We start from the raw sequence: 11,673 nt of genomic DNA, 5'->3' as shown, positions 1-11,673 counted from the left end.
GGGCAGGTAGGCAACGAGCCACGCCACCGCGACCAGAACAACACCACCCTGGCCAGCCGACCCCGGGTCAGCCACCCGAAGACTCACAGGTAGGCCACGCTCCGGCGGCGACGCGGCGGTTGTTCATCTCACCGCTGAATCGCCGTCCGCGCGGTGGCACGCGGCGCCGATCCGACGCACGCTGGAAGGCACAGTCGACCCCGAGGGGGATGTGCATGAGGATCGCATGGCTCAAGCCTCTGGTCGGACACCCCGGCCCGTTCGCCACCGTCTACCTGGACGCCACGCGTTCGATCGAGGCCGGTGACAAGAACGTCGCGAACCGCTGGCGTTCCGTCCGCCGATCGCTGGCCAAGCAGGGCGCCACGGACGACGTCCTGACCGACCTGGACGAGGCGGTGGACCGCCCCACACGGGTGCGCGGACCGCACGGACGGGTCCTGATCGCCGACGACGAGGACGGCGTGCTCGTCGACCGGGTGCTGCGCGAGCCGCCGCCGGTCACGGCCGGCGTCTGGCACCGTGTCCCCGTCCTGCTGCAGGCCGCACGGTCGGCCGACGAGCAGGTCGACGCCGTGTGTGTCGCCGTCGACCGGCTCGGCGCCGACTTCACACCCGTCGGGACCGACGGGTACGCCGCCGGCGAGCGGGAGACCTTCGAGGCGCCGCACGACGAGGTGTCCAAGTCCTCCAGCACGTCGACCAAGCGCGCCACGATCGAGTCCCGCGCCGAGGACTCGTGGGAGCGCAACGCGGAGGCCGTGGCGGGCGAGATCGACCGCCGGGTGGCCGATCACCGCCCGGAGATCGTCATGATCACCGGTGACGTCCGCGCGGTGAACCTCGTCAAGGCCGAGCTGGGCCAGCAGGCCGCGGAGGTGACCGTCGAGGTGCCGGGTGGCGGGCGCGACGAGGGCGTCCACCAGCACGCCTTCGCCGAGTCGGTCGCGGACGCCCTGGACTCCTACCGGGAGCGGCGCCGGGAGCAGGTGCTCGCCGACCTGCGTGAGGGCCTGGGCCGGGAGTCCGGCGCGGTCACGAGCATCGACGACGTCGTGCAGGTCCTGGCGCGCGGCCAGGTCGACCAGCTCGTGCTCTCCGAGGAGCTGGCCGACGACGCGTCGCGTGCGCTGCACGCCTGGGTCGACGGGTCGGTCGAGGCCCTGGGCCTGGGCGGGCTCGTCAACGGCCGCCAGCTGTGGACCGGCCCGGACCCCCTGCACGTCGCGGTCTCGCGCACCGAGATCGAGGGTGTCGGGGAGCTGGAGGAGCTGCCGGCGGCCACGGCGCTGCTGCGTGCCGCCATCGGGCAGGACGCCGGCCTGGTCTTCGCCCCCGAGGGGTCCGTGGACCTCCGTGACGGCGTGGGTGCCACGCTGCGGTGGGACGACGGCGGTACGCCGCACGAGTCCGCCGCGAGCATGAGCGGCGACGATGGACGGGTGTCCGCCGCGCACTGAGGCACGGAACGACGCGGCCCCCACGACGTGGATCGTCGTGGGGGCCGCGTCGTGTCGGCACGGTCAGCTGCGCGGCTTCTTGGCCGGCGGTTCGCCGAGCTCGTGGGAGACGACGACGATCCCGCCCTGGACGTCGGGATCGCCCTGGCCGTCGGTCGCCTCGACGAGGTCGAGGGTGCCGGTGGCCCGCCCGGCACCACGGACGTCCTCGAGGGCCGAGCGCACGCCCGGCAGCAGGGCGGCCGGCACGGCGACGGTCCCGGACAGGATCGGGGTCTTCATGGAGACCTTCGCCGCCGACTTCAGCTTGCGCAGCGCCGCCAGCGCGTGCCCCGCGGCGGTGAGGCCGAGCGGGTCGACGCCCTGGGCGGCCGACCGCAGCGGCTCCGCCGTCGGCCACGGGGCACGGTGCACGGACCCGGTGCGCCACCAGGACCACACCTCCTCGGTGGCGAACGGGATGAACGGGGCGAGCAGGCGCAGCATCGTGTCGAGGGCGATCGCGAGCGCGGTGCGTGCGGAGACGGTCTCGGCCGAGACCTGGTCGGCGTCGGCCCCGGCCCCGTAGGCGCGGTCCTTGACGAGCTCGAGGTAGTCGTCGCAGAACGCCCAGAAGTAGGACTCGGTGATCTCCAGGGCCCGCGTGTGGTCGTAGGCCTCCAGCGCTGCGGTGGCCTGGTCGACGACGTCGGCGAGCCCGGCCAGCATGGCGCGGTCCAGGTCGACAGTGACGGCGGCCGGGTCGAGCACGATCTCGCCGGCACCGGTCTCGGGGTCCACGCCGAACGTCAGGGCGAACTTCGAGGCGTTGAGGACCTTGATCGCCAGGCGGCGACCGATCTTCATCTGGCCGACCTCGAACGCCGCGTCCGTGCCCAGGCGGGCTGCCGCGGCCCAGTACCGCACGGCGTCGGACCCGTGCTCGACGAGCAGGTCCATCGGCGTGACCACGTTGCCCTTGGACTTGGACATCTTCTTGCGGTCCGGGTCGAGGATCCAGCCGGAGATCGCGGCGTTCTTCCAGGGCAGCACGTCGCACTCGAGGTGGGAGCGCACCACGGAGGAGAACAGCCAGGTGCGGATGATGTCCTGGCCCTGGGGGCGCAGGTCCATGGGGTAGACGCGGTCGAACAGGTCGGCGTCGCGCTCCCAGCCGGACACGATCAGCGGGCTCAGCGACGAGGTCGCCCAGGTGTCCATCACGTCGTTGTCGCCCACGAACCCGTTCGGCGTCCCGCGCTGGTCCTCGGTGTACCCGGCGGGCGCCTGCGACGTCGGGTCGACGGGCAGCTCGGCCTCGGACGGCGTGATGAGGCGCTCGTAGTCGACCTCGCCGTTCTCGTCGAGGCCGTACCAGACGGGCACGGCCACGCCGAAGAACCGCTGGCGGGAGATGAGCCAGTCGCCGTTGAGGCCGTTGACCCAGTTGTCGTAGCGCACCCGCATGAAGTCGGGGTGGAAGTCCAGCTCCTTGCCGCGCCCGAGCAGCTCGGCCTTCAGGTCGCGCTGCTCCCAGGCCCGCCCGCCGTTGCGGATGTACCACTGGCGCGAGGTGACGATCTCGAGGGGCTTGTCGCCCTTCTCGTAGAAGTTCGTCATGCGCTGGGTGGGCTTCGGCTCCCCGTCCAGGTCACCGGACTCCCGCAGCGCGTCGACGACGGCGGTGCGGGCGCTGAAAGCGGTCCTGCCGGCGAGGGCCTCGGCGTACAGCGCGGCGCCGGGGCCGTCGGCGAGCCAGGCCGGGGTGTCCCGGGTCAGGCGGCCGTCGCGGCCGATGACGGACCGGGTGGGCAGCTGCAGCTCGCGCCACCACTGCACGTCGGTGAGGTCGCCGAAGGTGCAGCACATGGCGATGCCGGCACCCTTGTCCATCGCGGCGGCGTGGTGGGCGAGCACCGGCACCTCGACGCCGAACAGCGGCGAGGTCACGGTGGTGCCGAACAGGTGCTGGTAGCGCTCGTCGTCGGGGTGGGCGATGAGGGCCACGACGGACGGGATCAGCTCGGGTCGCGTCGTCTCGATGTGCACCGGGCTGCCGTCGGCACCGTGGAACGCCACGCGGTGGTAGTGGCCCGGGTACTCGCGGGCCTCGAGCTCGGCCTGGGCGACGGCGGTCTGGAACGTCACGTCCCACAGGCCGGGGGCCTCGGCCTGGTAGGCCTCGCCGCGGGACAGGTTGCGCAGGAACGCCCGCTGGGAGGCGGCGCGCGAGGTGGAGTCGATGGTCTGGTAGGTCTGCGCCCAGTCGACGGACAGCCCGAGCCGGCGCCACAGCTCCTCGAACTGGCGCTCGTCGTCGGCGGTCAGCTCCTCGCACAGCTCGATGAAGTTGCGGCGGCTGATCGGCACCTGGTCGGCGGGCTTGACCTTCTTGCCCTCGGTGCCCTGGTGCGGGGGAGTGAAGTCCGGGTCGTACGGCAGCGACGGGTCGCAGCGCACGCCGAAGTAGTTCTGGACCCGGCGCTCGGTGGGCAGGCCGTTGTCGTCCCACCCCATCGGGTAGAAGACCTCCTTGCCGCGCATGCGCTGGAACCGGGCGACGACGTCGGTGTGGGTGTAGCTGAACACGTGGCCGACGTGCAGGGAGCCGGACACCGTGGGCGGCGGGGTGTCGATGGAGTACACCTGCTCGCGGGTGGCGGAGCGGTCGAAGGCGAAGGTGCCCTCGGCGGCCCAGCGCTCGTCGAACTTGGCCTCCAGGCCGTCGGTGCTGACCCTGTCGGGTACCTCCCGGACCACCGCGCGCACGACGTCGGCACCGGCGGTGGTGGCGAGGGTCGGGTTCGCTGCGGGGGTCTGCTCGGGCGCGGTCGGCGCCCCGGAGTTCGGGAAGTCGCTCATGGTGCCTCATTGTCCCAGATTCCCGGGGCCGGTCCCGCGGGCTCTCAGCACGTGAGCGCGGGCGGCGGGGGAGTGGCGCGGCGGATTGATCTCTGACTAGAGTCAGAGAATGACCACCTCGCCATCCGTCGACGTCGTGCGCCGCTTCAACCGCAGCTACACCCAGCGCGTCGGCGTGCTCGAGGAGTCGTTCCTCGGCCCCGACATGCCGCTCGGCACCGCCCGTCTTCTCTACGAGATCGGCGTGGCACCCGGCACGGCGCACGCCCTGCGGACCCGCCTGGAGCTCGATTCGGGCTATCTCAGCAGGCTCCTGCGCCGGCTGCAGGACGACGGACTCGTCAGCGTCGCACCCGACCCGGACGACCGCCGTCGTCGGCGGATCGACCTCACCCCCGCCGGCCGCGAGCGGTGGGACGAGCTCGAACGCCGGTCCGCCGAGCGGGCCCGGCGCCTCGTCGCGCCCCTCAGCGACCGTCAGCAGGCCCGGCTGGTCGCCGCGCTCGCCGAGGCGGACCTGCTCGTGCGCGCCGCCACCATCGAGATCGCCACGGTCCCACCGGGCTCGGAGCTCGCCCGCCGTGCGGTCGCGGAGTACTTCGCCGAGGTCGGCGCACGGATCGACGGCACCGGAACCTTCGACGTCGACGCCGCGCTCGCCGCGGACGCCCACCGGCTCGTGGCACCGCACGGCGCCTTCGTCGTCGCCACGTCCGCGGGCGAACCCGTCGCCTGCGGCGGCGTCCAGACCCTCGAGGACGGGTCCGGCGAGATCAAGCGCATGTGGGTCGACGGCTCCTGGCGCGGCGCCGGGCTCGGCGCCCGGCTGCTCCGGCACCTGGAGGACGTCGCGCGCGACCTGGGCCACGCCGTCGTGCACCTCGACACCAACGCGGCGCTGACCGAGGCGATCGCCATGTACGAGCGCTCGGGCTACCGGCGCGTGGAGCGGTACAACGACAACCCGCACGCCACGCACTTCTTCGCCAAGGACCTGACGGCCGGCTGACCGGGCGTAGGCTCGGCGCATGGCTGCCTCCGAAGACCTGACCATCGGCTATGCCGCGATGCTCGAGCAGTTCCACCCGACGGACGTCGTCGACTGGTCCGCCCACGCCGAGGAGCACGGCTTCTCCGGCGTCATGGCGGCCGACCACTTCCAGCCCTGGGTGCCGCAGCAGGGTGAGGCGGCCTTCGTGTGGAACGTGCTCACCGCGCTCGGCGAGCGCACGCGCGGCGACCTGGGCCCCGGCGTGACCTGCCCGTCCTTCCGGTTCCACCCGGCCGTCGTCGCGCAGGCGTCGGCCACCCTCGCCGCCATGTACCCCGGACGGCACTGGCTCGGGCTCGGGTCCGGCGAGGCGCTCAACGAGCACGTCACCGCCGGGTACTGGCCGGAGGCCCCCGAGCGCATCAACCGGATGTTCGAGGCCATCGACATCATCAAGAAGCTCTTCGCCTCCGGCATCGACGGCAAGGACGTCAAGCACGCCGGGCAGTACTTCAAGCTGGAGTCCACCCGCCTGTGGACCATGCCGGAGGTGCCTCCGGAGATCCTGGTGGCCACCGCCGGGCCCATCACCGCCAAGCGGGCCGGCAAGCACGCCGACGGCCTCATCACCGTCGGGGCGCCGCTGGAGAAGATCGAGATGCTCTTCGGGCGGTTCGACGCCGGCGTCAAGGAGTCCGGCCGCGACCCCGAGGCGATGCCCAAGGTGCTGCAGGTGCACATGTCCTGGGCGGCCACCGACGAGGAGGCCATGGCCAACGCCATGACCGAGTGGCCCAACGGCGGCATGAAGTTCCCCAAGGCGGACATCCGCTCGCCGCACGACTTCGCGCAGATGGCCAAGCTGGTGCGCCCCGAGGACTTCGAGGGCCGCATGGTGGTCTCCTCCGACCCGGACGAGCACCGCAAGGCCATCCAGCAGTACGTCGACCTCGGGTTCGACCGCATCTACCTGCACAACGTGGGTCGCAACCAGAAGGAGTGGATAGAGGTCTTCGGCCGCGAGGTGCTGCCGAAGCTCGCGCGGTGACCGGTGCGGCGGCGCTGCCCGACGGCGGCACGGACGTCCTCGACGGCGCCCGGCTGACGCTGTGGGCCCCGCCGGGCCTGCCGGAGGTCCGGCCCGGCGACGACCTGGGCGTGCTGGTCGGCGACCTGCTCGCCGCCGACGCACGGCGCACCGGTGACCCGCTCGCCGAGGGCGACGTCGTCGTGGTCACCTCCAAGGTCGTCTCCAAGGCCGAGGGCCGGGTGGTGCGCGCCGCGGACCGGGAGCAGGCGATCACCGACGAGACCGTGCGCGTCGTCGCCACCCGGGAGCGTCCCGACGGCCAGCCGCCGCTGCGGATCGTCGAGAACAGGCTCGGTCTGGTGATGGCCGCGGCCGGGGTCGACGCCTCCAACACCCCGGACGGCACCGTGCTGCTGCTGCCCGAGGACCCGGACGCCTCGGCCCGAGGGCTGCGGGAGGTGCTGCGCGCACGGTTCGGCCTGGACCGGCTCGGTGTGGTCGTCACGGACACCGCGGGTCGTCCGTGGCGCGACGGCGTGACCGACATCGCGATCGGGGCTGCCGGGCTGCGCGTGGTCGACGACCTGCGCGGGGGAGTCGACTCCCACGGGCGTGCCCTGTCCGCGACCGTGACCGCCGTGGCCGACGAGATCGCCGCGGCCTCCGAGCTGGTCCGCGGCAAGGCCACCGGGCGCGCCGTCGCCGTCGTCCGCGGCCTGGCCCGCTACGTGCCGGGCGCCGCGTCCGACGACGGTGGTGCCGCCGTCGGACCGGGGGCGCGCAGCCTGGTGCGGACGGGACCCGACGACCTGTTCCGCGAGGGGGCCGCGGAGGCCTACGCCCGCGGGTTCGCCGACGGCCGCGCCGCACCCTCGAGGTAGGCAAACGTCCCGCGAGGTAGTCGACCTTCCCGCGAGGTAGGCGTTCCTCCCGCCAGGTAGGCGACGGGAATCCGCTCGCTCGCGGCGGGCACGGCGACTACGGTCCGGACCATGGACCGCACGGACTGGATCGAGCACCGCCGCCCGGACGACCGCGAGCGCATCGGGTGGATCCGGCCCGACGGCGACGCCTGGGTCGCTGTGTCCCTGCTCGGCGCCCCGCTGACCGGGCCGGTGGACTGGCTCGAGGCCGAGGAGGCCCTCGACGCCACGAGTCTGGCCTGGCTCGGCGAGGTGTGGATCCTCGAGGACGAGGACGGCGAGATGTTGCGGGTGCGCCTGGTCGACGTCTCCCCGGGCGGCGTCGTCGTGCAGACGGACGACTTCGGCGCCATCGACGCCCCGGTGCGCCGCATCGACCTGCCCTGGCCGGCCCCGCCGACGCTCCGGCCGTGGCGGCCCGGAGACCCCGACGGCCGGACGATGTTCGGTGCCTGAGCCGCTCAGCCTCCGACCGCGAGAGGACGTCCGCCCGTGAGACGCACCAGCTCGTCGAACGACGTCGGGAACACGGTCCGGGCATGACCCGCAGCCGCCCACACGACGTCGAAGTCGGCCAGCGCGGTGTCGACCACCGTGCGGACCGGCGTCGGGTGGCCCACGGGCGCGACGCCACCGATCACCTGTCCGGTCGCGTCCTTGACGACCTCCTTCGACGCCCGGCCGACTCGACCGCCGAGACGCTCACCCAGGAACGCCGTGTCGACGCGGTGGGCACCGGACGTCAGGACGAGGAGCGGTTCGTCGCCCAGCAGGAACACCAGGGAGTTGGCGATAGCGCCCACCTCGACGCCCAGGGCGTCGGCGGCGGCCGCGGCGGTGGTGACGGCGTCGTCGAACCAGCGGATCCCGGCGGCGGACGCGTGGGCGTCGGCGGCGAGGAGCGCGGCGCGGACCTGGTCGACGGCGGGGTGTGAGGTCGTCGGAGAACTCATGGTGCTGCAGGATATCCCTGGTGACCGGGTCGACCACCCGGCCGGACGGAGAGGACGCCACATGACGCACTACGTGACCAGCGGGGCCGGCGACCACGTCGGGTTCGACGCCTACGGCGAGGGCACCGCCGTCGTCTTCGTGGCCGGCGCGGGACCGTTCCGTGCCGTCGACCCGGTCACCACGAGGACCGCCGAGCTGTGCGCCGACCACGGGCTGAGCGCTGTGGTGTACGACCGGCTCGGACGCGGGGACAGCCAGGCCGACGGCGTGCTCGACCTCGAGCGGGAGCTGTCGGCGCTGTCCGCCGTCATCGACGCCGCCGGGCCGCCGGTCGTCCTGGTGGGGCACTCCTCGGGCTGCGCGATCGCGCTGGCCGCCGCCGACGCCGAGATGCCGGTGGAAGGGCTGGTCCTGTGGGAGGCGCCGCTCGCCGGGACCGCCGAGGACGTGCGCGAGTGGATCGCCGAGTTCGAGCGGCGGTTGGACGCCGAGGACTACACGGGGGCCACGGAGCAGTACATGAAGGACATGCCGCCGCAGTGGCTCGAGGCGATGCGGCGCTCGCCCGAGTTCGAGCAGATGGCGCGTGCGTCGATCAGCCAGCGGGCCGACGGGCAGGCCCTGGTGCAGGTCACGGACCTGCTGGAGACCGAGGTGCTGCGTGAGCTCGCCGTGCCGGTCCTGGCTCTGTACGGCACGGAGACCTTCCCCGAGATGCCCGTGGCGGCGCAGCGCATCGCCGGTGCGACGACACGTGGCGAGGTGGAGTCGCTCGACGGTGCCGAGCACTCCTGGGTCCCGGAGGCGATGGCCGAGCGGTTGGCGCGGTTCGTGCACGAGAGCGTCTGAGGTCGCCTACCTCGCCAGGGGGTTGCCTACCTCGCGGGGAGGATGCCTACGTCGCGGTGAGGTTGCCTACCTCGCGAGGAGGATGCCTACTTCGCGGTGTCGGCGTCGGCGTCCGCCTCGGTGTCGGCGGCGCCGTCGGCGTGCTGGTCTGCGGGCTGGTCTGCAGGTCCGGTGGCCGGGTCGTCGTCCGACGGCGGTGCCTGCGGATCGGTGACGACGTCGCCCGAGAGCCACCGCAGCCAGGCGTTGCGGGGGTCGCCCTCGAGCAGCAGCGCCCGGACCAGCAGCGTCAGGGGGATCGAGAGGATCGCGCCGAGCGGTCCGATGACGAACGTCCAGAACACCACCGACATGAAGCTCAGCGTGAGCGACAGGGACACGGCGTCGGAGACGAACTTCGGCTGGACGAAAACCTGCAGCACCACGTTGACGACGCAGTACAGGGCGACCACGACGAGGGCGAGCTGCCAGCCGCCCGCGACGAAGCCCATGATGGCCGGCGGGACCAGGCCGAGCACGAACCCGATGTTGGGCACGAAGTTGGTGACGAAGGCCAGGATCGCCCAGATGGCCGCGCCGGGGACGTTCAGCAGGGCCAGACCGATGCCGTCGATCACGGCCACGATGGCGCCGAACGTCGCGTTGACCACGTAGTAGCGCCGCACGCCCGAGCTGAACCGCGTGCTGCGCTCGATGGCGTCGGCGTGCGAGACGCCGAAGTGCTGGGAGGCGGTGGAGTACCGACCGGCGTCGGCCGCCATGAACACCGCGTAGGCGAGCACGAAGAAGAACGTGGTGCCGATCCCGAGCGCCGTGCCGGACACGCTGCCCGCCAGGGACAGCAGGTTGCCCGGCTGCAGCCACTCGGTGACGGCGTCGGTGAGCTGCGTCTCCAGGCCGAGCGCGGCGAGCTGGACCTGGATGTCGGCGACCGACGCGGACAGGTCGGGCAGGAACTCGCGCACGAGCGCCGCGAACTGGAACCCGGCCCAGACCAGCATGCCCACCAGTGCGGCCAGGATCAGGTAACCCACGACGATCACCGCGGTCGTGGCGGCCCAGCTCGGCCAGCCGCGGGCCTGCAGCGGGAAGCGGACCGGGTGGCAGATGATGATGATGACGGCGCCGAGCAGCAGCGGGGCGAGGATCTCGGACGCCGCGTGCATGCCGGCCAGGACGACGACGGCGGTGGCGAGCACGAGCAGCGTCCGGGCGCCGGGACCCAGGGCCCCGGGCGGCGTGGGCAGGCGGTCCGGGGCGGGCGTTGGCGTCGAGGTCACGGGGCGACCCTAGCGGCGATGGGCCCGCCCCGAACCTCGAACGCGCCGGACCCGGTGGCGATATGCTCCAAGGGGTTCGGTCCTCTCGACACGAGGTGGTGGGTGCGGTGCGCGGCAGCGTGGTGCGGTACGACGCGATCAAGGGGTACGCGTTCGTCGCGTCGGACGAGCTGGACGAGGACGTCTTCCTGCACGTCAACGACCTGGACTTCGACAAGGCCCTGATGGCGGTGGGTGCCGAGGTCGACTTCACCCACGAGGTCGGCGACCGCGGACCGCGGGCGCTCAGCGCCTCGCTGGTGCACTCCCCGGTCGCGGACGCCGTGCAGGCGGCACTGTCCGACGGCGGGACGACGGCGGTGAGCGCCCCGGTGCCGGCTCCGGCCCCCGCGTCGGGCGACCACCCGCACGACGGGTTCGCCGACGTGCTCTCGGCCGCCGAGCTGCGGGGTGAGGTCACCGAGAAGCTGCTGGCCTCGGTCGGCGACCTCACCGGGCGTCAGGTGCTGGCGGTCCGGGCCGCCGTCGAGCAGATCGCCCGCTCCCACGGGTGGCTGGACTCCTGACCGCGCGGGACAGCTGATCGATGCAGGTCGAACCCACCTGGGGGCTCGGGGTCGCCCTCGTCGTGCTGGTGCTGATCGCCGTGGCGGCCTCCGCCGTCGGGCACCTGCGCGAGCAGCGCCGGATCGTTCTCGCGGCGGGCCGCGCGGTGGTCCAGCTCGCCGCCGTGTCGCTGGTCATCGCCGCGGCGCTCGCCTCCCTGTGGTGGTCGGCGGTGGTCGCGCTGGTGATGGTCTCCGTCGCCGTGCTGACCGCCACCCGCCGCACGGACGCCGGCCACGCCTGGCCGTGGGTCGCCCTTGCGCTGCTGACCGGGCTGGTTCCCGTCCTGACGGTCGTCTTCGCCAGCGGTGCCGTGCCCTGGCAGGGTGCGGCGCTCGTGCCGATCGCGGGGATCGTCACGGGCGGCGCGATGACGGCGCTCTCGCTGGCCGGGCGCCGGGCCTTCGCGGCGCTCCGGGACGAGCGCGGCGCCTACGAGGCGGCGCTGAGCGTCGGGATCCCGCGCCGCGAGGCGATCCGGCTGGTGGTTGACCGCCACCTGCCCGAGGCGTTGCTGCCAGGGATGGACCAGACGCGCACCGTCGGCCTGGTCACGCTGCCGGGTGCCTTCATCGGGGTGATGCTCGGCGGAGGGACGCCCGTGCAGGCCGGCGCGGCACAGATCCTGGTGCTGTGCGGGCTGCTGGCCGCCCAGACGCTGACCGTGGTCACCGTCGGGGCGCTGGTGCGCCGCGGCCGCCTGCTGCCCGCGGACCTGCGCCGCGAGCTCCCGACCTGA

The 11,673-nt window shown here is 73.1% G+C and carries 11 protein-coding genes; 8 read left to right on the top strand and 3 right to left on the bottom strand.

What is annotated here, in order from left to right:
• Positions 1–215: 215 nt before the first annotated feature.
• Positions 216–1,460: a baeRF2 domain-containing protein gene (locus HDG68_RS16625; protein WP_172153775.1), complete on the top strand. Its 1,245-nt coding sequence runs from the start codon at positions 216–218 to the stop codon at positions 1,458–1,460.
• 63 nt (positions 1,461–1,523) lie between these two features.
• On the opposite strand, the gene valS is transcribed toward HDG68_RS16625, so the two are convergent.
• Positions 1,524–4,301, bottom strand: coding sequence for a valine--tRNA ligase (gene valS / locus HDG68_RS16620; protein ID WP_172153774.1), 2,778 nt, complete (start codon positions 4,299–4,301; stop codon positions 1,524–1,526).
• A 109-nt stretch (positions 4,302–4,410) separates the two neighbouring features.
• Between valS and HDG68_RS16615 the strand changes: the two genes are divergently transcribed.
• The 4 genes from HDG68_RS16615 (at position 4,411) to HDG68_RS16600 (ending at position 7,701) form a co-directional block, all read left to right on the top strand.
• Positions 4,411–5,310: a helix-turn-helix domain-containing GNAT family N-acetyltransferase gene (locus HDG68_RS16615; RefSeq protein ID WP_172153773.1), complete on the top strand. Its 900-nt coding sequence runs from the start codon at positions 4,411–4,413 to the stop codon at positions 5,308–5,310.
• 19 nt (positions 5,311–5,329) lie between these two features.
• Positions 5,330–6,340 carry a TIGR03557 family F420-dependent LLM class oxidoreductase gene (locus HDG68_RS16610; RefSeq protein WP_172153772.1) on the top strand — a complete coding sequence of 337 codons (1,011 nt, stop codon included), beginning with the start codon at positions 5,330–5,332 and terminating at the stop codon, positions 6,338–6,340.
• Positions 6,337–7,203 carry a coenzyme F420-0:L-glutamate ligase gene (cofE, locus tag HDG68_RS16605; RefSeq protein WP_172153771.1) on the top strand — a complete coding sequence of 289 codons (867 nt, stop codon included), beginning with the start codon at positions 6,337–6,339 and terminating at the stop codon, positions 7,201–7,203. The genes HDG68_RS16610 and cofE overlap by 4 nt, the downstream gene beginning before the upstream one ends.
• Before the next feature lie 111 nt (positions 7,204–7,314).
• Positions 7,315–7,701: a hypothetical protein gene (locus tag HDG68_RS16600; protein WP_172153770.1), complete on the top strand. Its 387-nt coding sequence runs from the start codon at positions 7,315–7,317 to the stop codon at positions 7,699–7,701.
• Positions 7,702–7,706: 5 nt separating this feature from the next.
• Here HDG68_RS16600 and HDG68_RS16595 read toward each other — a convergent pair whose 3' ends face one another.
• The gene (locus HDG68_RS16595) at positions 7,707–8,198 is read right to left on the bottom strand and encodes a YbaK/EbsC family protein (protein WP_172153769.1); all 492 of its coding nucleotides are present in this window, start codon (positions 8,196–8,198) and stop codon (positions 7,707–7,709) included.
• Positions 8,199–8,259: 61 nt separating this feature from the next.
• Here HDG68_RS16595 and HDG68_RS16590 point away from each other — a divergent pair, with 61 nt between their 5' ends.
• A complete protein-coding gene (locus HDG68_RS16590; protein WP_172153768.1) occupies positions 8,260–9,048 on the top strand; it encodes an alpha/beta fold hydrolase in 789 nt (262 codons plus the stop codon).
• 86 nt (positions 9,049–9,134) lie between these two features.
• Here the strand turns inward: HDG68_RS16590 and HDG68_RS16585 are convergent, their stop codons facing one another.
• On the bottom strand, positions 9,135–10,328 hold the full coding sequence (locus HDG68_RS16585) for an AI-2E family transporter (RefSeq protein WP_343037638.1): 1,194 nt from the start codon (positions 10,326–10,328) through the stop codon (positions 9,135–9,137).
• Positions 10,329–10,435: 107 nt separating this feature from the next.
• On the opposite strand from HDG68_RS16585, the gene HDG68_RS16580 reads away from it, so the two are divergent.
• Positions 10,436–10,894: a cold-shock protein gene (locus HDG68_RS16580; protein ID WP_343037637.1), complete on the top strand. Its 459-nt coding sequence runs from the start codon at positions 10,436–10,438 to the stop codon at positions 10,892–10,894.
• A 20-nt stretch (positions 10,895–10,914) separates the two neighbouring features.
• The gene (locus tag HDG68_RS16575) at positions 10,915–11,673 is read left to right on the top strand and encodes an ABC transporter permease (RefSeq protein WP_172153766.1); all 759 of its coding nucleotides are present in this window, start codon (positions 10,915–10,917) and stop codon (positions 11,671–11,673) included.

The sequence above is a fragment of the Isoptericola chiayiensis genome (assembly GCF_013149805.1).
Classification (GTDB): domain Bacteria; phylum Actinomycetota; class Actinomycetes; order Actinomycetales; family Cellulomonadaceae; genus Isoptericola; species Isoptericola chiayiensis.
The sequence above is the reverse complement of the archived record's forward strand: the minus strand, read 5'-3'. Positions and strand labels throughout refer to the sequence as shown.

Bases quoted from the DNA above. Each gene is read 5' to 3' on its own strand.
- HDG68_RS16625 (WP_172153775.1), top strand. From the start codon at position 216: ATGAGGATCGCATGGCTCAAGCCTCTGGTCGGACACCCCGGCCCGTTC.
- valS (WP_172153774.1), bottom strand. From the start codon at position 4,301: ATGAGCGACTTCCCGAACTCCGGGGCGCCGACCGCGCCCGAGCAGACC.
- HDG68_RS16615 (WP_172153773.1), top strand. From the start codon at position 4,411: ATGACCACCTCGCCATCCGTCGACGTCGTGCGCCGCTTCAACCGCAGC.
- HDG68_RS16610 (WP_172153772.1), top strand. From the start codon at position 5,330: ATGGCTGCCTCCGAAGACCTGACCATCGGCTATGCCGCGATGCTCGAG.
- HDG68_RS16600 (WP_172153770.1), top strand. From the start codon at position 7,315: ATGGACCGCACGGACTGGATCGAGCACCGCCGCCCGGACGACCGCGAG.
- HDG68_RS16595 (WP_172153769.1), bottom strand. From the start codon at position 8,198: ATGAGTTCTCCGACGACCTCACACCCCGCCGTCGACCAGGTCCGCGCC.
- HDG68_RS16590 (WP_172153768.1), top strand. From the start codon at position 8,260: ATGACGCACTACGTGACCAGCGGGGCCGGCGACCACGTCGGGTTCGAC.
- HDG68_RS16575 (WP_172153766.1), top strand. From the start codon at position 10,915: ATGCAGGTCGAACCCACCTGGGGGCTCGGGGTCGCCCTCGTCGTGCTG.